Raw genomic sequence first — 20,936 nt, 5'->3', positions numbered from 1 at the left:
AGCGGCGGTCCGCTCGGCGTGTCGCACCCGCTAACTCCATGATCGACCGCGCAAGAGGGGTGGGTGGGTGGGCTAGGCGCGTTCGGTTCGGGTGGCTGGGTGGCGGTCGGGGTCGGCGGGACGGCGGGGCGTTGGTTGGGACAGGCCGGTGCTGAAGCGGGTCGAGTCCGCCGCCAGGTCCGGGTGTTCCACGTCGAGTGCCAGCGCCGCAGCCTCGTCCAGCCCCAGTTCGGCACCCTCGCCGTACGCGTCGTCGAACGCCGCGTCACCGAGCACCGCACGCAACTCGGCCTGCTGTTCGGCCCAGTAACCGCCGTAGATGCCCGGGGTGGCACGCATGCTCGCCCGGGTGGCCTGCGCGGCCCCGAACAGGCGGGCGGCGGTCAACCGCTGCCCGCCGACGGCGCAGCGCACCGCGACCGCGTTCAAGGTGTCGCACGCCCGGCCGTGGTAGCCGTGACCCATCCGGGAACGCAGCGCCACCAACAGATGCTCGTGGGCGGCGATCACGTCACCCCGGGCCAGCGCGACCATTCCGAGCAGCATGTCCACCGAACGTCGGCCGCGTTCCACGGGCCGGGCCGCCTCCACCGGACGTACCGCCCCCAGCAGCTCCGCCGCCTCCTCCAGGGCGCCCCGCCGCCAGAGCAGCTCGGCCAGGCTGAACACCGCGAACAACGCCTCGCCGACCACGTCCTGCCCGTGTGCCCAGTCGATGACCTCCCGGCACACCCGCTCGGCCTCGACGAACTGCCCCATGTCCACAAGCGGCGCCGCCCTGCCGGCGAGCACCCGGGCCAGCAAACCGGCGTCGCCGGCCTGCCGGGCCGCTGCCTCCGCCCGCTGGGAGTAGCGCAGCTCCTCGGCGAACTCACCGTCGGCGCTGGCATGCAGTGAGTGCATGTGGTACGCCGCCGCCAGCTCGGCCTCCGGGATCCGCTCTCCCGTCTCGGCGATCCGCCCGTACAGCCGGAACAGCCACAGCCGCCCCTCGCGCGCCAGGCCCCGTTCCAGCCACCACTGGTCCAGCCCGCCCGCCAGACCGAGACCGGCACGGGCGCTGCCGCCGGTGGCGCACCAGCGCAGCGCGGCGCGCAGCTCCCCGGCCAGTGGGTCGAGGGCATACAGCGACAGCGTCACCGGCCGGCCGTCCTGGCCCAGGTGGGCCCGGTCCAACGCGTGCGCCGACCAGGCCACGTGCCGGTCCCGAGCGGCCTGCTCCTCACCCGCCTCGGCCAGCCGCCTCGCCGCGTACGCCCGGATGGGGTCGAGCATCCGGTAGGTGCTGCCGGCGGCCCGCGGCTCGGCCAACACCATCGACTTGTCCACCAGGACCGAGAGCGGGTCCAGCGGATCGTCGCCCAACAGCCATTCCACAGTCTCCAGATCCACCGGGCCGGCGAAGACCGCCAGCCACCGCAGCAGGCGGGCGGCCCGGGGCCCCAGCGTCCGGTACGACCAGGTGACGGTGGCCTGCATGGTCAGATGCCGTTCGGTGGCCGAGCGCTGCACCGCCCGGCTCGCCGGGGTGGGCGGCGACGCCCCGGCCGCCGCCGCGACCAGGTCCACGGTGTCCTGTTGGTTGCCGGACCAGCCCCGCTCCACCGGAGGCGGATCCGGGTCCTCGCGACCGGCGTCCAGGGTGCCGAGGACATCGTCCAGCCGCTCGGCGAGCTGGCCCACGGAGAGCACCCGCAGCCGGGCGGCGGCCAACTCGATGGCGAGCGGCAGACCGTCCAGCCGCTGCACGACCCGGCGCAGATCGGCGGACTCGGCCGGGTCGGGTTGCCGACCACCCCGCGCCGCCGCCGTGCGGTCCAGCAGCAGGGCCACCGCGTCGCTCTCCGCGCCGTCGGCGCGCGGGTCGACCGAGAGCGGCGGAATCCGCCACACCACCTCGCCGGGCAGGCTGAACGACTCACGACTGGTCGCCAGCACCCGTACGCCGCCCCCGCCGGACAGCAACCGCGCGATCACCTCGGCGCAGGCGGCCGGTTGGGTGTCGCAGGTGTCCAGTACGACGAGCATCCGGCGGCCGGCCGCGTACTCGACGAGGGTGTCCAGCATCGGCCGGCCGGGCTCGGGTCGCAGGCCGAGCACGGCGGCGATGGCGAAAGCCACCAGCCCCGGGTCGGTCACCGAGGCGATGTCGACGAACCAGACCCCGTCCGGGTACGCCTCGACAACTCCGCTGGCCAACTCCACAGCGAGCCGGGTCTTGCCCGCGCCACCCGCCCCCAGCACGGTGACCAGGCGGTGCTGTCGCACCAGCAGGCCCAGCTCGATGCGCTCGGCCTGCCGGCCGACGAACGAGGTCACCTGGCTGGGCAGGTTGTGCGCCACCGCGTCGGCGGTGCGGGGCCGGGGGAACTGCCGCTCCAGACCGGGGGCGACCAGTTGGAACAGGCGTTCCCGGTCGTCGAAGCCGCGCAGGCGGTGCAGGCCCAGGTCGAGCAGGGTCGCACCCGGCGGCATCGGCTCGGCCCGACGTGCGGTGGACGCCGTGCAGAGCACCTGCCCGCCGTGCGCGGCGGCGGCCACCCGGGCGGCCCGGTGCACCTCGGGGCTGGCGTACTCGCCGTCGCGGGGCTCCGCATAGCCGGTGTGCAGGCCCATCCGCACCCGGGGCGCGGCCTCGGAGGTGGGCCAGTCGTGGCTGGACAGTGCCCGCTGGGCGGTCAGGCACGCGGTCATCGCGGCGGTCGCGTCCTCGAAGGCAAGGAAGAACGAGTCGCCCTCGGTCAGCAACTCCGCGCCACCCGTGCTGGCCAGCGTGCGACGCAGCAACCGTCGATGCTCGGCGAGCACCGGGCGGTAGTCCGCGCCGAGCAGCTGAGCCAGCCGGGTCGAGCCCTCGATATCGGTGAACACGAAGGTTACCCAACCGCTCGGGAACTGGATCCGTGGCGACATGCGAGGAACCTCCGCCCGTGACGTCGGGTTCATGCTGCCTGAGTCCGAACGATCACACATCGTGAGAACGGCCGGGCAAGTGCCGCCCCAACGTGCCACTCGGACCCGCTCCCGGCAAGGCCGGCCCACCAGGCGGTGGCGAATTGGCCCGATCAGCAGCCGCAGGCGCCGCCGCAGCAACCACCAGCGGCGGGTGCCGGGGCACCACCGGCGGCACCTGCCCGGCCGGTGACCGCGACCGCGGAAAGAAGCTTGACCGTGTCGGCGTGTCCCTGTGGGCAGCTGGCCGGCTCACCGGCCGCCGCCATCGAACGGTTGACCTCGAAGGTGTCGCCGCAGGCGCGGCAGCGGAACTCGTACCGGGGCATGCCACCCAGGGTACGTGGATCTGGCGGTTGGCGGAGCATGAGTGATACTCGACAGGTGGTGGACGGCGAGGACGACACGCGTGTGCAATCGTTACGACCGGCCGCGCCGCTGGACGGGCCGCTGGAAGGCTCGGGGGCCGCGCCCGATCCGGTGCGCAAGGTGCCCCGCCCTCGCCGCCCCTGGCTGAGCGGGCGTTCGGCGGATAGGCCGACCACGCCACCGGCGACCGCGCCAGCCGAGGCACCCAAGCCCGAGGCCACGAAGGCCGAGGCCACGAAGGCCGACGACCCGAAGGTCGACGACCCGAAGGTCGAGGCCGTCAAGACCGAGGCCACGAAGGTCGAGGGCAGGACGGCCGACACTCCCGAGACCGACGCCACGAAGGGCGAGGACTCAAAGGCGGACGGCAGCGCCAGTGACCCGGCCGCACCGAAGCCGGCCGGCGGGTCGAGCGCCGACACGCCGGCTGACGAGGCGAAGACCGGTGCCGCGGATCCGGCGAAGACCACTGTGGATGAGATTCCGGTCGTGCCGGCGTCCGACCCGGCCCGTCGGCGGCGGGTGCAGTTCGCGCACGCGGTACGAATGCCGCCGCGCCGGGCAGCGGCCTCCGCGGCCCGGGCGACCCGCGCCTGGTCTCGCCGGCCGAGTGGTCGACTGACCCTGCCCGGTGTCTTCCTGCTGGCGCTGGTGGCCGCGACCGGCGCGGCGGGAGCGCTGCTCGTGCCGGCCGCTATCCGCGCACCGCGTCCGGTGGCGGTCGACGCCTCGGCCGCGCCGACCGGGGTCGCGCCGACAGCGGTACCGTCCGGCCTGCCCACCGGGCCGCTGCCCACCGGGCCGCTGCCGACCCTCCCACTGCCCACCGGCGGGTTGCCCGGCAACGGGCTGCCGACCGGGGCGGTGATCGGTGGCCGACCGGCGGACGCCCTGGCCGGCTGGGCGCAGCAGGTCGGCGCCAAGGTCGGTATCCCCGCGGTCGCGATGCAGGCGTACGGCTACGCCGAGTTGGCGCTCGCCCAGACCAACCGCAGCTGTGCGCTGAGCTGGACCACGCTGGCCGCGATCGGAAAGGTCGAATCGGATCACGGCTCGACCAACGGGGCGCGGTTGGGGCAGGACGGCAAGGCGGTGCCCAATATCTTCGGGCTGCCGCTGGACGGGAAGGAGGGTCGGATGCGGATCATCGACACCGACCGTGGGGCGCTCGACGAGGACGCCACCCTCGACCGGGCCATCGGGCCGATGCAGTTCATCCCGACCACCTGGCAGGAGATCGGCGCGGACGCCGACAATGACGGCCGCAAGGATCCGCACGACCTGGACGACGCGGCCCTGGCGGCGGGGAACTACCTCTGCAAGGGCGGCCGGAACCTGAGCATCCCGGGCGACTGGTGGAACGCGATCCTCTCCTACAACGATGTACGGCGGTACGCCCAGGACGTCTACGACACCGCGAACCGGTACGGACGGGCCAGTCGGCCATGAAGTGATCGTCTCGATACGTTGGAGAACTGGACACTTCCCCCGGGCCTCTGTTAGCGGCAAGCTAGACGGGTGATGGTGCGCGAGTGGGACCCCAGGACCGCGTCGTCCGCCGAGATCGCGTCGCTGTTGGCCACGCTGAACGCGGTCCTGGCGGCCGATCTGCCGCAGGACCCGCCCTGGCGGGAGACTTCACTACGGGAATACCTCGCCGAGGTGATGCCCGGTGAGCGGCGAATCTCCTGGATCGCGCAGGCCGAACCGACCGCCCCGGGCGACACGGGCGCGGTGCTCGGCCAGGTGCACGTACTCCTTCTGGGTGACATCGGTGTGCTCGAGGTGCTGGTGCACCCGTCCGCGCGGCGCAGCGGCCTCGGCCGTGACCTGGTGTTGCGTGCCGCGCGTCGGGTCTACCAGGAGGGCTTCCGGTCGATCGGGGTCGAGGTCGTCGGTGACACGCCCGCGGTCGGGTTCTACGAGTCGCTCGGCTTCAACCGGGAGTACGTGGAGACGCGCAGCGTGCTCGACCTGACAGCTGTGGACTGGGCCGAGTTGGCCGAGATGGCCACCGGCATCGGGGCGGGCTACCAGCTGGAGTTCTACCCGGGCGGGCCGCCGGACGACCTGATCGAGGCGTACGCGCGGGCCAAGGCCGAGGTGCGCGACGTCGACGACGGTGAGTTGCGCCCCAGCTCCTACGACCCGGAGCGGCTGCGCGACAGCCTCGACACGCTGCACCGGCGGGGCATGCAGCCGTACATCGTGCTGGCCCGGCACGAGCAGAGTGGCGAGGTGGCCGGTCTGACCGAGGTGGTGGTGCCGGCGCAGCACCCGACCCGCGCCGACCAGTACGACACGATCGTCGCGCAGGATCACCGGGGCTACGGCATCGATCGGGCGATCAAGGCTCGGATGCTGCTGGAGCTGCGCTCCGCCGAGCCGGAGCTGATCGAGGTGCAGACCTGGAACGCGCAGGCCAACGAGGCGATGCTCAAGGTCAACGCGGAGCTGGGCTACCGCCCCGACCGGGACTGGTGCGAATACAGCGTCGACGTCGCTGAGCTGGTGCACCGCCTCGATCCGCCGCGCTGAGGAATTCACGAAACTGTCCACTAGGGGATGGACGGTGGACAGTCGCGCACCTTAACGTGCGTTGACTCCCATCCACCCATCGTGGAGGCCCTATGCGCCCGCGCCGCTCAATCGCCGCGCTCGCGACCGCCACCGCCGCCGTGACCGTCACGGCGCTCGGCGTCGCACCCATCGCGGCCAGCGCCGCGCCCACCGACCTGTTCATCTCGGAGTACGTCGAGGGTTCGTCGAACAACAAGGCGATCGAGCTGTTCAACGGCACGGGTGCCGCCGTCGATCTGACCGACGGCAGCTACCAGTTGCAGCTCTACTTCAACGGCTCCACCACGGCGACCACTATCGCCCTGACCGGCAGCGTGGCCGCCGGCGACGCGTTCGTGTTCGCCAGCGCCTCGGCCGGGGCCGCCATCCTCGCCCAGGCCGACCAGACCACCGGGGCGAGCCTCTTCAACGGTGACGACGCGATAGTGCTGCGCCGGGGCACCACAGTGCTCGACTCGATCGGTCAGGTGGGCGTCGACCCGGGCACCGAGTGGGGTGCCGGCGTCACCAGCACCGCTGACAACACAGTCCGCCGGCTGCCGAGCGTGACCGCCGGTGACACCGACCCGTCGGACGCGTTCGACCCCGCCCCGCAGTGGGCCGGCTTCCCCGTCGACACGTTCGACGGGCTGGGCGCGCACACCGTGGACGGCGGTGGCCCGGTCGACGTACCGGCCACGCTGACCTGTGGTGGGCCGCTGGTCACCGCCGCCGGCACGGCCGCCAGCCGCGAGGTGACCGCCGCCGACCCCGACGACACGGTCGTCGGCCTGGCGGTGACCGCGATCAGCCCGAGCCCGACCTCCGGCTCGATCACCCGCACCGCGTTCACCCCGGCCGACGGGGTGGGCGGTACCGCCCGCGCCACGGTCGGCGTGAGCGCCGACCTCGCCGCCGGGGCGTACACCGTCACCCTCACCGCGACCGACGCGGGCGGTGGCACCGCCAGCTGCGCGCTGGCCGTGCAGGTGACCCGGGAGCTGACCGTCGGCGAGGTGCAGGGTTCGACCACCGACTCCGAGTCCGGTCCGGCCGACAGGTCACCGCTCGCACCGGCGAGCGGCAACGGCACGAGCAGCACGATGTACGACGTACGCGGCGTGATCACCCAGTTGACAGTGGCCCGCACCTCGGCCGGGGCGGAGCAACACGGGTTCTTCCTGCAGAGCCGCGTTGGTGACACCGACGGCGACCCGACCAGTTCCGACGGCATCTTCGTGTTCATGGGCACGTTCACCTCGCTGATCGGCGGTTACGTGCCGACGGTCGGCGACGAGGTCGTGCTGCGGGCCCGGGTGTCCGAGTACTACAACTTCACCCAGCTCTCCGGCGCGTCGCTGGTCCGCCGGATCGGCGGCGGCCTGGCAGTGGACACCGCGGTCGCGGTGACCGACGCCGTGCCGCCGGCCGTGCTGACCGACGCGCAGCGCTTCTGGGAGCGGCACGAGGGCTCCCGGATGCGGGTTCGCGCGGGCAGCGGCGCGGTGAGCGGCCGGGATGTCTTCTCCTCCACCGCCGACGCGGAGCTGTGGGTGGTCGACCGCGACGACCCGCTGCTGGACCGCGCCGACCCGTACTCCCGGCGGGTCTTCCGCGATTCGCACCCGCTGGACAACGACCCGACCCGCCGCTTCGACGACGGCAACGGCCAGCGGACGCTGCTCGGCAGCATGGGCGTGAAGGCCACCGCCGGGGACAGCGCCGCGCTGCTCCCGCCGGCGCACACCTTCGACACGCTGCGGGCGGACGCGGTGGGCGGGGTCTACTACTCGTTCGAGAAGTACGGCGTCCAGGTCGAGCGGGCGGAGTTCGCCGCCGGGGCCGACCCGTCGAAGAACAACCCGCCCAAGCCGGCCGACCGGTCGCAGGAGGTGGCAGTGGCCACCTACAACGTGGAGAACCTGTACGACTACCGCGACGACCCGTTCGACGGCTGCGACTTCGCCGGCAACGCCGGCTGCGTGGGCGTCGCCCCGCCGTTCGACTACGTCCCGGGCAGTGAGGCGGAATACCGCGAGCAGCTGGCCGCGCTCGCCGACCAGATCGTCAAGGACCTGCACGCACCGGACCTGATCCTGGTGCAGGAGGCCGAGGACCAGGACATCTGCACGGTCTCCGAGGCTGCGCTGAGCTGCGGCGACACCAACGACGCCGATGGCGCTCCGGACAGCATCCAGGAGTTGGCGCTCGCCGTGGCGGCGGCCGGCGGGCCCGCGTACGCCGCCGCCTATGACCGGACCGGCGCGGACGCCCGCGGTATCACCGCCGCCTTCCTCTACCGCACGGACCGGGTGTCGCTGGCGGCCGCGACTGCGAACGACCCCCTGCTCGGCTCGGCACCGACAGTTCAGTACCGGGCGCCGGGGCTGCCGGCCAACGCCGACGTGCAGAACCCGAAGGCCCTCAACGCGGTGTTGCCCTCGGATGTGGACACCTCGACCGGTCGGGACGGGACCAACGTCTTCACCCGTGCTCCGCAGCTGGGCAAGTTCAGCGTGGCGGCGGCGCCCGGCTCGGCCGAGCGGTTCACCCTGTACGCGCTCAGCAACCACTACTCCTCCGGCCCGGACAGCCGGGTCGGGCAGCGGCGGGAGCAGGCGCGCTACGGGGCGGCGATCGTCACCGCGATCGAGGCGGCCGACCAGACCGCCCGGGTGGTCTACGGCGGGGACCTGAACGTCTTCCCCCGCCCGGACGATCCCATCGCCACCGGCGACCAGCCCACACCGTCGGACCAGCTCGCGCCGCTCTACGAGGCGGGCCTGCACAACCTGTGGGACAACCTCGTCGCGGACGTGCCGGCCTCGGCCTACTCGTACAGCTTCGAGGGGCAGGCGCAGACCCTCGACCACCTGTTCGTCAACGACACGTTCTACGGTGACCTGGTGCAGGTGCGGGCGGCGCACATCAACGCCGACTGGCCGGCGGAGTTCGCCGGTGACGGGTCACGGGGTTCCAGTGACCACGACCCGCAGGTGGCCCGGTTCCGGTCCCGTGCGTCGTTGACAGTGGCCGACGCGACGGTGGCCGAGGGCAACCAGGGCACCCGACAGCTCACCTTCAACGCCACCGTGTCCCGGCCACTGTCTCAGTCGGTTCTGCTCTGCGCCGCCAGCGTCGGCCTCACGGCGCAGGCGGGCTCGGACTTCGACCCGTACGCCGGCTGCAAGGTGTTGGCCGCCGGGCAGACGTCTGTGGCGTTCCCGGTGACGGTGCGCGGTGACCGCAGGCGGGAGGCGGACGAGAGGCTGACGCTGCTGGTGGCCGGCGTGCCCGGCCTGCGGCTGGCCGACCCGCTCGCGACCGGAACGATCACCAACGACGACTGATCACGGATGTGGTCGACGACGGCCCGCCGAACCCCACTCGGGCGGCGGGCCGTCGTCCATTCTGCGTCAGCGGTACCGCCAGACCTGTGGCGGCGGCGGATCCCCGCGGTGCCTGGCTACCCGCACCTCCCATTGGCTGCGCCGACGCATCGCGTCCCGGACCTCCCGATTGCGGTAGAACGTCTCGGGCGGGCGGGCCAGCCCGTAGATGTCCGCCCACCACTCCCCCGGCTCGGGGTCGAGGATGGTGTCCAGGTGCGACGGGTAGCGGCGCCCCGCACCGTCGCGCGTGTCCTCCCAGTCCCGCATCGGCCTGAGCACCCGGCCGAACTCGTCGACGACGGCCAGTCGACATCCGACGACCCCGACTATCCGGCGGAGCAGCTCAATGCTCGGCACAGTCCGACCGGCCTCGATGCGGCCGATGGTCGCGTGGTGCACCCCCGCCCACCGGGCCAGCTCACGTTGGCTCAGGTCGGCATGACGACGGAGCGCCCGGACGATGCCAACGACCGGCCATGGGGTGTCGGAGGGCTCGCTGAGTATGACTTTCCGCTGCACGGTGCTGGGGCTCGGACCGTCGGGGATCCAACCGTCGGCGCTGGGTGCTCCCACATCCGGGGGTGTCGGTGAGTCGTCCATGCCGCCACCGTCCCGGCTCGCTCCGTTCCTCGCTGTCCCGTTCGGCGGGCCTGTGGACAACGGAAGGACCTGTGGACAACCGGGCGCTCGTCACCGTACGGAGGTTGGCTCCGGCACGGCCGGCGAAACCGTGGGCATCGAGCAGCACGTCCTCGCCGCAAGGGAGCGGGAACCCAATCCCCAACCCTTTGCCTTTGCTCTGCACCCCAATACGCACCGGTCACGGTCCGTAGCTGTCGCATCCGCGGGTGCAGAGCAAAGGCTGACATGGAGACGTCGAGGCCCGGGATCCGCGAGGCGGGAAAGCACCGGGGCCAGGAATCCGCGAGGCGGGACGGCGTTGGGGCCAGGGACCCGCCAGACGCGGCAGGTGGCCCAGCCGTCACGGCCACCTGTCAGTAGCGCTGGCGGAGCAGGCCGGCGGCCTCGACGGCCCAGTAGGTGAGGATGATCTGCGCGCCGGCCCGCTTGATCGAGGTGAGCGTCTCCAGCATCACCCGCTCCCGGTCGATCCAGCCGTTCGCGGCGGCCGCCTCGACCATCGCGTACTCGCCGGAGACCTGGTAGGCGGCGACCGGAACGTCCACCGCGGCCCGCACCGCCGACACCACGTCGAGGTACGGCAGCGCCGGCTTGACCATCACCAGGTCGGCGCCCTCGGCGACGTCGAGCGCGACCTCACGCAGCGACTCCCGCAGATTGGCCGGGTCCTGCTGGTAGGAGCGCCGGTCGCCCTCCAGCGCCGACTCCACCGCCTCGCGGAACGGGCCGTAGAACGCGGAGGCGTACTTCACGGCGTACGCCAGCACGGAGACGTCCTGGTACCCGGCGGCGTCGAGCGCCCGGCGTACCACGCCGACCTGGCCGTCCATCATCCCGGACGGCCCGACCATGCCGACCCCGGCGGCGGCCTGGGCGACCGCCATCTCGGCGTACGCGGCCAGGGTGGAGTCGTTGTCGACCTCGCCGTCGGGGGTGAGCAGCCCACAGTGCCCGTGCGAGGTGAACTCGTCGAGGCACAGGTCGCTCATCACCACAGTGGCGTCACCCACCTCGGCCACCACGTCACGGATCGCGACGTTGAGGATGCCGTCCGGGTCGATGCCGCCGGAGCCGGTCGGGTCCCGCTGCTCCGGCACGCCGAAGAGCATGATCCCGCCGACACCGGCCTGGACCGCCTCGACCGCCGCCTTGCGCAGCGAGTCCCGGGAGTGCTGGAGCACCCCCGGGAGCGACCCGATGGCCCGGGGCTCGGTCAGCCCCTCCTTGACGAACATCGGCACGACCAGCTCGGCCGGGTCGACGCGGGTCTCGGAGACCAGCCGCCGCACGGCCGCGTTACGGCGCAGCCGGCGGGGCCGGATCTCGGGGTACGACATGAGGGGCCTCCTCGGAGACGACTACCGGAAGCGCAGGGCGGTCGGGCCCTGCACCTTCGAGCCACGGCGCTGCTTGGCCGGCATGGCGGCCAGCTTCTCGCGCAGCTCGACGGCGTAGGCGGCGAGCGCCTCCACCAGGTCGGGCACCGAGGCGTGCGGCGGCTGGACGTCGACCCGCAGGCCGAACTCCGTCGCGGTCTCCGCGGTCTTGGGCCCAATGACGGCAACAACGGTCCGCGCGTGCGGCTTCCCAGCGATGCCGACCAGGTTGCGAACGGTGGAGGACGAGGTGAAGAGCACCGCGTCGAAACCGCCCGACTTGATCGCGTCGCGGATCTCGGCGGGCGGCGGAGCGGCCCGCACCGTCCGGTACGCGGTCACGTCGTCGACCTCCCAGCCGCGCTCGGTGAGCCCGGCGGCGAGCGTCTCGGTGGCGATGTCGGCGCGCGGCAGCAGCACCCGGCCCACCGGGTCGAGGATCTCGTCGTGCGGCGAGAACTCGGCAAGCAGACCCTCGGAGGACTGCTCCCCGGCGGGGATCAGCTCCGGCTGGATGCCGAACGCGCGGACCGCGTCCGCCGTGGCCTCACCGATGCAGGCGATCTTGACGCCGCCGAAGTGCCGGGCGTCCAGGCCGTGCTCGGCGAACTTCTCCCAGACCGCGCGGACCGCGTTCACCGACGTGAAGATCACCCAGGCGTACCTGCCGTCGACCAGGCCCTTGACCGCCCGCTCCATCTGCGCCGGGGTGCGCGGCGGCTCGACCGCGATGGTCGGCACCTCGCACGGGATCGCCCCGTACGCGCGCAGCCGGGCGCTCATCGCGCCGGCCTGCTCCTTGGTCCGGGGTACGAGCACCTTCCAGCCGTACAGCGGGCGGTTCTCCCACCAGCTCAGCTTGTCGCGCTGCCCCACCCCGACGCCGACGGTGAGCACCACCCGGCCGGTGAAGCCGAGCGCGGCGGCCACGAAGCTGTCCACGGTCGACGTGGTCGTGTACTGGGTCTCGCCGGTGCCGTCGCCGGTCACCCCGACGCCGGTGGTGCCGTCGACCCCGGCGGCGAGCAGCCCGTCCCGGACGGCGGCGAGGTCACCGGCGTCCACGGCGAGCGCGAGCGAGCCCCGGCCGACGGCCGTGGCCAGCGCCTCGAAGTCCAGTGCGCTGACGTCCTCGACGTCGGCGGCCGTACGCACGCCCGGCAGCGGGACCCCGGCGTAGGTGGCCACACCCTCGGCCTGGCCGACGCCGGGCACCACCTCGAAGTGGGCGGCGGTGCGGGCCACCGCCTGCACCTCCTTGACCACCGAGTCGTGCCCGAACGGGTCGCCGGCGACCAGGTGCACCGCGTTCAGCCCGGAGCGGGCCGCGGAGATCAGCACCTTCGCCACGTCCCCCGGCGCGCCCTCGGCCGGGGTGAACTCGGCATCGTCCCTGGCCTCGGCGCGAACGACGGCGAGCAACGACTCCGGGACTCCCCGGTCGTAGATCACCTGGTCGGCGTCGACCAGGGCGTCGTGGGCCCGACGGGTCAGCAGGCCCGGGTCACCGGGGCCAGCCCCGACGAACGCGATACGGCCGACGGGCTTACGGGTGCGGGTCATTCTGTGCTCCCAAATTGCTGGGTCCCCGGGCCGGTGTGTCCTTCGTGGCCGAGGATCGAGTCGGCGCCGAGTTCGAGGAGTTCGGCGGCGAGTGCCTTACCGATCTCCGCCGCGTCGGCGGGCGTTCCGGTGCGGGACAGCCGGAGGTCACGAGTGCCGTCCGGGCTGATCACCGCCCCGCGCAGGTAGATCTCATCGCCGGTCTCGCCTTCGGCGAGTTCGGCATAGGCGGCGACGGGTGCGCTGCACCCGGCCTCCAGGGTTGCCAGAAACGCGCGTTCCGCGGTGACCGCGGCACGCGACGGTGCGTGGTCGAGCACCGCGAGCAGCTCGACCAGGTCCTGGTCGTCGACCCGGCACTCCACTGCCAGCGCGCCCTGAGCGGGCGCGGGCAGCATCAGCATCGGGTCAAGCGATTCGGTGATCACGTCGAGCCGGCCGAGTCGGGCCAGACCGGCCCGGGCCAGGACGACGGCGTCGAGGTCGGCCTCGGGGCCGAGCACCCGCCCCAGGCGGGTGTCGACGTTGCCGCGGACCGGGGTGACCTCCAGTTGCAGGCCGAGGGCGTGCAACTGGGCGATCCGGCGCAGCGCTCCGGTGCCCACGGTGGCCCCGGGCGGCAGTTCCGCGAGCGTCCGGCCCTCGCGGGCCACCAACGCGTCGCGCGGGTCCTGCCGGGCCGGCACCGCCGCGATGTGCAGCCCGCCGGCGGCAGCCGTGGGCAGATCCTTGTACGAGTGCACGGCGAAGTCGATCGTCCCGGCGGTCAGCGCGTCGCGCAGGGCGGAGACGAACACCCCGACGCCCAGCCGGTGCACCGGTGCGCTGGAGCGGTCGCCCGCGGTGACCACCTCGACCAGCTCGACGGGCCGGCCGGTGGCGGCGGTCACCGCCTCGGCGACCTGGCCGGACTGAGCCATCGCCAGGGCGCTGCCCCGGGTGCCGAGGCGCAGGGGGGCGGTCATCGCGCACCTCCGGTGGGTGGGGTCGGTTCGGCGGCGTCGGCTCCGGACACCGGGTCGGTGCCGGGGAACGCCAGGCCGAGGTCGGGGGTCAGCACGTCCGGGACGGTGTCGACAGGTGAGGTCTGCGGCACCTCGAGGTCGAACAGCTCGCGCAGCAGTGCCGCGTACTGGTCGCCGCCGGGCTCCGCGGCCAACTGACGGACCTTGACGGTGGGCTGGTGCAGCAGCCGCTGCACGACCCGGTGCACGGTGCGGGCCACCTCGGCCCGCAGGTCGTCCCCGAGGTCGGGGCGACGCTGGGCCAGTCGGCGTAGCTCGGCGGTGACCACGTCGTCGGCCCGGCCACGCAGCGCGGCCACTGTGGGTGCCACGTCGGCGCCGCGCAGCCAGGTGAGGAAGCCCTCCACCTCGCCGAGCACGATGCGTTCGACGGCTGCGGCGTCGGCGGCCGCCGGACCGTCGGCGAGCAGCGCCGCCATCCGGTCGATGTCGATCACCTCGATGCCGGGCAGCTCGGCGACGCCGTCCTCGACGTCGCGCGGGACGGCCAGGTCGAGCAGGACCAGTGGACCCCGGGCCGGGTCGCGTCGGGCCAGCGCCGCGGTGACCACGGCCCGGGTGAGGACCGGTTCGGTGGACGCGGTGGCGGCCACTACGATGTCCACTGTGGAGAGGGTGTCGGCCAGCTCGGTCATCGGCGCGGCACTCGCCCCGTACGACTCGGCGAGCCGGACGGCCCGGTCGGCGCCCCGGTTGCTGACGGTGAGCGGCCCGGCGCCCAGCCGGGACAGCGTGGCCACCCCGAGTGAACCCATCGCGCCGGCGCCGACCACCAGGGCCGGGTGGCCGACGAGGTCCCCGTCGAGGTGCCCGGCCGCCAGCTCCAGTGCGGCGGTGACGACACTCTGGCCGGCCCGGTCGATGCCGGTCTCGGCGTGGGCCCGCTTGCCGACCCGCAGCGCCTGCTGCATGAGCTCGTGCAGCAGTCGGCCGGCCGAGTCGGCGCCGGTGGCCCAGTGGTACGCGTCGCGCAGCTGGCCGAGGATCTGCGCCTCGCCCACCACCATCGAGTCCAGACCGGTGGCGACCCGGAAGACGTGGTCGACGGCAGCGGTGTCGTAGTGCACGTACAGGTGGCTGGCGAGCGCCGTCGGCGAGCTGCCGGCCTGCTCGGCCAGCACGGCGCAGACGTCGCCGAGCCCACCGTGGAAACCGGACACGGCGGCGTAGACCTCCACCCGGTTGCAGGTGGAGACGATCACCGCCTCGGCCACGTACGGCTGGGCGACCAGGCGGTCCAGTGTGCGGGTCAGGTCGGCGGGGGGCACGGCCAGCTGCTCCAGCGTGGCGACCGGGGCGGTCCGGTAGGACGCGCCGACGACGAGCAGTTTCACGTGCCGATCGCCTCCTGGGTGTCGGTGGCCGCGAACCCGCCCGGCAGGGCGGTGAGAGCGGACCCGCCGGTGGCGGGCAGCGCGGTCAGCGACGCCTTGCGGTGCTCGTGGAAGGACAGAATCTGCAGCTCGATGGCGAGGTCGACCTTGCGCACGTCGACCCCCTCCGGAACCGAGAGTACGCACGGCGCGAAGTTGAGGATGCTCGTCACGCCGACGGCGACCAGTTGGTCGGCGACCTGCTGGGCGGCGGCGGCCGGGGTGGCGATCACGCCGATCGCGAGGGATTCCTCCGCGGCGACTGTCGGCAGGTCGTCGACGTGCCGGACCACCAGGCCGTTGATCTCCTCACCGACCCGGGAGGGATCGGCGTCGAGCAGTGCGGCGATCCGGAAGCCCCGGCTGGCGAAGCCGTCGTAGCCGGCCAGGGCGTGACCGAGATTACCCACGCCGACCAGGGCGACCGCCCGGCGTTGGGTGAGCCCGAGCACATACTCGATCTGCTCGATCAGCAGCGCGACGTCGTAGCCGACGCCCCGGGTGCCGTACGAGCCGAGGTGCGAGAGGTCCTTACGGAGTTTGGCGGAGTTGACCCCGGCGGCGGCGGAGAGACCCTCGCTGGAGACGGTCTCGTGCCCGGCGTCGGCGAGGTTGTGCAGCGCGCGCAGGTACTCCGGGAGCCGAGCAACTGTTGCCTCGGGCAGATCCGGGAGCGCTGGTACGGCACCGGCGCGGCCGGGCGCGCCTGGGTGACGGTGCTGACTCATGAGACTCCGTGCGGTGCGATCCTCGGCCAACTCTGCTGGTCGGCCGTTTCTGGACTCCCGCTGGCGACCGAGGATGCCGGCTGTGCTAGCAGGGCGCGTCGGAGTCACAGCGTAGGCGCTTGTGAAGACGTGCACAAATCGCGATCTTGCCGCTGCGTGGCGCGACCTCACCAGCACCTCCATTCCACAAGATCGATTGAACGCCCAGGTCCACCCCAGGCCCCGGGCGATTATTGCTCAATCCCGACTTCTCTGACCAATCCCGCGCCGCCCTGGCCAGGGCCCTCCTGGCGGGGTGGGGGTAGCACTACGGAGGAGAGGCGGGGTTTCGGGATGGGTGCACCGAGCCCAGATGCCTAGCCTTTGAGCATGACCGCCGTTGCCGCCACCAGCGACCGACCGACGCTGGCACCGAGCATCCCCCGCCAGCTCTTCGTCGACTCCGGGTACGTGCTGCTCGGTCTGCCGCTGGCGCTGGCCAGCTTCGTCGTCCTCATCGTCGGCCTCGCGGTCGGCATCGGCCTGGTGGTCACGGTGATCGGCCTGCCGATCCTCAGCGGCACCCTGTACGCCGCCCGTGGGCTGGCCGACATCGAGCGGCTGCGGCTGCCCGCGGTGCTCCACCAACCCCGGATCCGGCCGCGCTACCGGCTGCCCGAGGCGGGCGCGAACGCCTGGCGGCGGATCTTCGTGCCGATGCGCGACGCGCAGTCGTGGCTCGACCTTGCGCACGGCATCCTGCGGCTGATCGCGGCGGCGGGCACCTTCGTGGTGACGGTGTCGTGGTGGGCCGCGGCGATCACCGGCTCGTTCTACTGGGCCTACGACTGGGCCCTGCCCCGGGCTGACGGCGAGGGTGACCAGGACCTGGCGCAGCTGCTCGGCCTGGGCGACTCGACCACCGCCCGGATCGGCCTGTACACCGCGCTCGGGGTGTTCTTCCTGATCACCCTGCCGATCGTGGTGCGGGGCTGCGCGCTGCTCCAGGCCAGCTTCGCCAAGGCCATGCTGACCGGCGTGGCCGAGATGCGCGACCGGATCACCGTGCTGGAGGAGCAGAAGCGGGCCGCCGTGTCCGCCGAGGCCTCGGCACTACGCCGGTTGGAACGTGACATCCACGATGGCCCCCAGCAGCGCCTGGTCCGGCTGGCGATGGACCTCAGTCGGGCCCGGATGCAGCTCGCCTCGGACCCGGAGGCAGCCGGCCACACCATCGACGAGGCGGTCGCCCAGACCCGGGACACGCTTGCCGAACTGCGGGCGCTGTCCCGGGGCATCGCGCCGCCGATCCTGGTCGACCGGGGCCTGCCCAGCGCCCTGGCCGCGATCGCCGGCCGCGGGCTGATCCCGATCGAGCTCCAGGTGGACCCGCAGCTCGGCACCCCGGCCGGACGGCTCGACCCGGCAGTGGAGAACACCGCGTACTTCGTGGTGTCCGAGGCGCTGACAAACGTCGCGAAGCACAGCCGGGCCACCGAGGCCACGGTGGCCGTGGCGCGGCAGGGCACCCACCTGCAGGTACGGGTGGGCGACGACGGGCAGGGCGGCGCGCATCTGGCGAAGGGGCACGGGCTGGCCGGCATCGCCGACCGGGTCCGGGCCGCCGGTGGCGAACTGATGGTGGTCAGCCCGACCGGCGGCCCCACCGAGATCCGCGCCGAGCTTCCCCTATGAGCGGTCCGGCACCGCGCCGAGCCCGCAGGACGGGCCGGACGTGGTAGACAACACAGCCATGCGCATCGTGATCGCCGACGACGCCGTCCTGCTCCGGGAGGGGCTGGTCCGGCTACTGACCGAAAGTGGGCACCAGGTGGTGGCCGCCGTCGGGGACGGTGACGCCCTGGTCGAGGCGGTGGTCGAGCACCGGCCCGACGTGTCGATCGTCGACGTCCGGATGCCGCCGTCGCACACCGACGAGGGGCTGCGGGCCGCGGTGGAGGCCCGGCGGCTGGTGCCGCGTACCCCGATCCTGGTGCTCTCCCAGTACGTCGAGGTCTCGTACGCCGATGATCTGCTCGCCACCACCGGCGGTGCCGGCGGCGGGATCGGGTACCTGCTCAAGGACCGGGTTGCCGCCATCGACGAGTTCCTGGACGCGTTGCGCAGGGTGGCGGGCGGCGGCACGGTGCTCGACCCGGAGGTGGTCGGTCAGCTCTTCGCCAGGCGTCGCCGGGACGACCCGCTGCGTGAGCTGACCCCCCGTGAGCGGGAGGTGCTCGCCCTGATGGCCGAGGGTCGTTCGAACACCGCCATCGCGCGCGCCCTCGTGGTCAGCGACGGCGCGGTGGAGAAGCACGTGCGCAACATCTTCACCAAGCTCACCCTTCCGCCGGACACCGAACAGCACCGGCGGGTGCTGGCCGTTCTCACCTATCTGCGGAACTGACCTCCCGGGCCAGGGCCACCGCGTCGGTGAGGGTGTCGGCCACCGGGTGACCGGAGGCGCGCAGCCGGGTCGGGTCGGTGAACCCGCCGGTGTAGAGCACGGCGCGGCCGCCCACCGCGAGCGCCGCGTCGGCGTCGTCGATGGAGTCGCCGATCAGCACCACCGAGGCGCCGTCCACGCCCAGCTCGGCGAGGTGCAGCTGGAGCGACTCGGCCTTGCGGCCGCCACCGACAGTCGCCCGCAGCCCGTCGACGCGGGTGAAGTGGCTGGTCAACCCGTACGTGTGCACGGTCGGGACCAGCTCCTCGTGGAACCACATGGACAGCAGACTCTGACTGCCCGGCCAGGCCGCCATCGCAGCGCGGGCGTCGGCGGCCAGCTCACAGGTGGTCAACCCGGTGCGGTACGCGTCGTGGAAGATCTTGTCGAGTCGGCCGAACTCGTCGTCGTCCACGGCCTGCCCGAGCACCTCGGCGTAGTACTCGGCGATCGGCCGGCGGAACCGCACCCGGTGCTCGTCCGGGGTGACAGTCGGCCCGCCCAGGCTCGCGAACACGACATTGGTGGCGGACACCACAAGGCTGAGGTCGTTGAGCAGGGTGCCGTTCCAGTCCCAGACGAGGTGCGGGGGCGCAGAGGTCATCAGAGCACCCTAGGCACTCCTCAGAGCTGCGGCGTGGTCAGGTCCCGCAGCAGCCGGTCCTCCTCGACCCGCCAGTACCCGTGCTCCTTGCCGTCGAGCATCACCACCGGCAGCCGGTCGCCGTACTCGCGTTCCAGCCCCTCGTCGCCTGTGACGTCCCACTCGACCCACTTGTCGCCGGTGACCGCTACCACCCGGTCGAGCGCCGCCTTGGCGTCGTCGCACAGGTGGCAGCCGGGTCGGGTGATCAGGGCGAGTCGGGCGTCAGTGGCCATCGGTTACCTCCGTGCGGTCGGTCGGCGGCGCCGACCGGAGCTGGGTCTTGCGTACCTTGCCGATCGCCGAGTGTGGAAGGGCGTCGACGAACTCGACAGCGGTCGGGCACTTGAACCGGGCCAGGTTCCGGGCGCAGTGGGCGAGCAGTTCCTCGCTGGTCACCGGTTGGCCCTGGGCCGGCACCACGTACGCCCGCACAGTCTCGCCGGTCCGCGGGTGCGGCACACCCAGTACCGCCGACTCGACCACCCCGGGATGCCCGGCGAGCACCAGCTCGACCTCATGCGGATAGACGTTGAACCCGTTGACCAGGATCAACTCGCCGAGCCGGTCGACCAGGAAGAGGTCGCCGTCCTCGTCGGCGTACGCGATGTCACAGGTGCCCCACCAACCGTCGGCGTCCGGGCCGCCCCGACCGTCCGGCCAGTAGCCGGTGAAGAGGTTGGGGCCGGACACCACTATCTGCCCCGGGTCGGTGCCCGGCGCCACGTCGGAGATGTCCAGCTCATCCGGGTCGTCGTCGGGGACGGCCAGCCCGTCGCGCCACAGGTCCACCCCGTCCGCGCCGACCAGGCGCAGCCGAACGCCGGGCAGCGGCCGGCCGATCGAACCCGGCTTGGCCACGCCACCGACCAGGGTGGAGGTGAGCACCGGCGCGGTCTCGGTGAGTCCGTACCCGATGTGCACCTGATGCCCGGTGACCTCCGTGAACCGCGCCGCGACCGCAGGTTCGAGCGGTGCCGCGCCGCAGACCGCGACCCGCACCGACGCGGTCGCCGCGCGGGCCGTGGCCGTGGCGGCCCAGGTCAGAAACATCGACGGTACGCCGACCAGCACGCTGACCCGGTGCCGCGCGACCTCGTCCAGCCCTGCCGTCGGGCCTGGTTCGTCGAGCAGCACGCCTGTCGCGCCGTCGTGCACTACCGCGCCGAGCCCCGAGTTGAGCCCGTACGCGTGGAACAGCGGCAACGCGAGGAGAACAGTGTCCGTCGGGCCGACCACCGGCGGCTCGATCTCCGCGACCTGTTCGTGGTTGGCGAGCAGCGCCTGGTGCGAGAGCATCGCTCCCTTGGGCCACCCCTCGGTGCCGGAGGTGTAGAGCAGTACAGCCAGGTCGGTGCCGCCTCGTCGAGGGCGGGGCATCGGTCCGGGCGACTCGGCCGTCGGTGGCGTGCCGTGCACGGAGGTGAGCGCGGGCAGCTCGGCCGCCACGTCGGCGACCAGGTTCCGTACGCGGTCGGTGGCGATGAGCACCGACGCGCCGGAGTCGGCCAGCACGTGCCGCAGCTCCGGGGCGGTGAAGCCGGGGTTGACCGGTACGGCGATCAGCCCGGCGCGGAGGGCGCCGAGCCAGGCGATCACGAAGTCCGGCGTGTTGGGCAGTGCGATGGCGACGCGTGGCGGCGTACCGCCGGGGTCGGTGGGTGGCGCGGCGGCGGACAGGCCGCGGGCGGCGGCGTCCACCGCGGCGTCCAGTTCGGACCAGCTGAGGGTGTGCTCACGCCAGTGCAGCGCGGGCCGGTCGGAGCTGTCGAGAGCCATCCGGCGGAGCCGGTCGGCGAGGTTCGGCGCGGGGCTTTCCGAGGCGTCCTGCACGGTGATCGAGTCTGGCACAGCGGACGGCGACGGGCCACGCCCAACGGTCCGATCCA

Annotated in this window: 16 protein-coding genes; 5 read left to right on the top strand and 11 right to left on the bottom strand. The window is 72.8% G+C overall.

Annotation, left to right across the window (positions count from 1 at the left end):
• Positions 1–72: 72 nt before the first annotated feature.
• The gene (locus IW248_RS28220; protein WP_196929368.1) at positions 73–2,913 is read right to left on the bottom strand and encodes an ATP-binding protein; all 2,841 of its coding nucleotides are present in this window, start codon (positions 2,911–2,913) and stop codon (positions 73–75) included.
• 152 nt (positions 2,914–3,065) lie between these two features.
• Positions 3,066–3,281 carry an FmdB family zinc ribbon protein gene (locus IW248_RS28215; RefSeq protein ID WP_196929367.1) on the bottom strand — a complete coding sequence of 72 codons (216 nt, stop codon included), beginning with the start codon at positions 3,279–3,281 and terminating at the stop codon, positions 3,066–3,068.
• Between the two features lie 37 nt (positions 3,282–3,318).
• Between IW248_RS28215 and IW248_RS28210 the strand changes: the two genes are divergently transcribed.
• The 3 genes from IW248_RS28210 to IW248_RS28200 all read left to right on the top strand — a co-directional run bounded on the left by IW248_RS28210 (position 3,319) and on the right by IW248_RS28200 (position 9,230).
• Entirely contained in the window at positions 3,319–4,770 is a 1,452-nt protein-coding gene (locus IW248_RS28210; protein ID WP_196929366.1) for a lytic transglycosylase domain-containing protein, read from the top strand.
• Positions 4,771–4,842: 72 nt separating this feature from the next.
• Positions 4,843–5,859: a GNAT family N-acetyltransferase gene (locus IW248_RS28205; RefSeq protein ID WP_196930397.1), complete on the top strand. Its 1,017-nt coding sequence runs from the start codon at positions 4,843–4,845 to the stop codon at positions 5,857–5,859.
• Positions 5,860–5,951: 92 nt separating this feature from the next.
• A complete protein-coding gene (locus tag IW248_RS28200; protein ID WP_196929365.1) occupies positions 5,952–9,230 on the top strand; it encodes a lamin tail domain-containing protein in 3,279 nt (1,092 codons plus the stop codon).
• A gap of 66 nt (positions 9,231–9,296) precedes the next feature.
• Here IW248_RS28200 and IW248_RS28195 read toward each other — a convergent pair whose 3' ends face one another.
• The 6 genes from IW248_RS28195 to IW248_RS28170 all read right to left on the bottom strand — a co-directional run bounded on the left by IW248_RS28195 (position 9,297) and on the right by IW248_RS28170 (position 15,979).
• Positions 9,297–9,872 carry a helix-turn-helix transcriptional regulator gene (locus tag IW248_RS28195; RefSeq protein ID WP_196929364.1) on the bottom strand — a complete coding sequence of 192 codons (576 nt, stop codon included), beginning with the start codon at positions 9,870–9,872 and terminating at the stop codon, positions 9,297–9,299.
• 395 nt (positions 9,873–10,267) lie between these two features.
• A complete protein-coding gene (gene hemB / locus IW248_RS28190) occupies positions 10,268–11,251 on the bottom strand; it encodes a porphobilinogen synthase (RefSeq protein WP_196929363.1) in 984 nt (327 codons plus the stop codon).
• Positions 11,252–11,272: 21 nt separating this feature from the next.
• Positions 11,273–12,853 carry a bifunctional uroporphyrinogen-III C-methyltransferase/uroporphyrinogen-III synthase gene (locus IW248_RS28185; protein ID WP_124819086.1) on the bottom strand — a complete coding sequence of 527 codons (1,581 nt, stop codon included), beginning with the start codon at positions 12,851–12,853 and terminating at the stop codon, positions 11,273–11,275.
• Positions 12,850–13,818 carry a hydroxymethylbilane synthase gene (hemC, locus tag IW248_RS28180; RefSeq protein WP_196929362.1) on the bottom strand — a complete coding sequence of 323 codons (969 nt, stop codon included), beginning with the start codon at positions 13,816–13,818 and terminating at the stop codon, positions 12,850–12,852. Before hemC ends, IW248_RS28185 begins: the two co-directional genes overlap by 4 nt.
• Positions 13,815–15,212: a glutamyl-tRNA reductase gene (locus IW248_RS28175; protein WP_196929361.1), complete on the bottom strand. Its 1,398-nt coding sequence runs from the start codon at positions 15,210–15,212 to the stop codon at positions 13,815–13,817. The genes hemC and IW248_RS28175 overlap by 4 nt, the downstream gene beginning before the upstream one ends.
• Positions 15,209–15,979, bottom strand: a complete 771-nt coding sequence (locus IW248_RS28170; RefSeq protein ID WP_124819092.1) for a redox-sensing transcriptional repressor Rex — start codon at positions 15,977–15,979, stop codon at positions 15,209–15,211. The genes IW248_RS28175 and IW248_RS28170 overlap by 4 nt, the downstream gene beginning before the upstream one ends.
• Positions 15,980–16,348: 369 nt before the next feature.
• Between IW248_RS28170 and IW248_RS28165 the strand changes: the two genes are divergently transcribed.
• Positions 16,349–17,653, top strand: a complete 1,305-nt coding sequence (locus tag IW248_RS28165) for a sensor histidine kinase (protein WP_124819094.1) — start codon at positions 16,349–16,351, stop codon at positions 17,651–17,653.
• Positions 17,654–17,711: 58 nt separating this feature from the next.
• Positions 17,712–18,365 carry a response regulator transcription factor gene (locus IW248_RS28160; RefSeq protein WP_030329744.1) on the top strand — a complete coding sequence of 218 codons (654 nt, stop codon included), beginning with the start codon at positions 17,712–17,714 and terminating at the stop codon, positions 18,363–18,365.
• Here the strand turns inward: IW248_RS28160 and IW248_RS28155 are convergent.
• Genes IW248_RS28155 through IW248_RS28145 form a run of 3 tightly spaced genes read right to left on the bottom strand, consistent with a single transcriptional unit; the run spans position 18,346 to position 20,880 of the window.
• Positions 18,346–19,008, bottom strand: coding sequence for an HAD family hydrolase (locus IW248_RS28155; RefSeq protein ID WP_196929360.1), 663 nt, complete (start codon positions 19,006–19,008; stop codon positions 18,346–18,348). The two genes, IW248_RS28160 and IW248_RS28155, sit on opposite strands and share 20 nt — an antisense overlap.
• A gap of 20 nt (positions 19,009–19,028) precedes the next feature.
• Complete coding sequence (locus IW248_RS28150; protein WP_030329740.1) at positions 19,029–19,283, bottom strand: glutaredoxin family protein; 255 nt, start codon at positions 19,281–19,283, stop codon at positions 19,029–19,031.
• The gene (locus IW248_RS28145; protein ID WP_307788280.1) at positions 19,273–20,880 is read right to left on the bottom strand and encodes an AMP-binding protein; all 1,608 of its coding nucleotides are present in this window, start codon (positions 20,878–20,880) and stop codon (positions 19,273–19,275) included. Before IW248_RS28145 ends, IW248_RS28150 begins: the two co-directional genes overlap by 11 nt.
• Positions 20,881–20,936 lie beyond the last annotated feature (56 nt).

The sequence above is a fragment of the Micromonospora ureilytica genome (genome assembly GCF_015751765.1).
Taxonomy (GTDB): Bacteria; Actinomycetota; Actinomycetes; order Mycobacteriales; family Micromonosporaceae; genus Micromonospora; species Micromonospora ureilytica.
The sequence above is the reverse complement of the archived record's forward strand: the minus strand, read 5'-3'. Positions and strand labels throughout refer to the sequence as shown.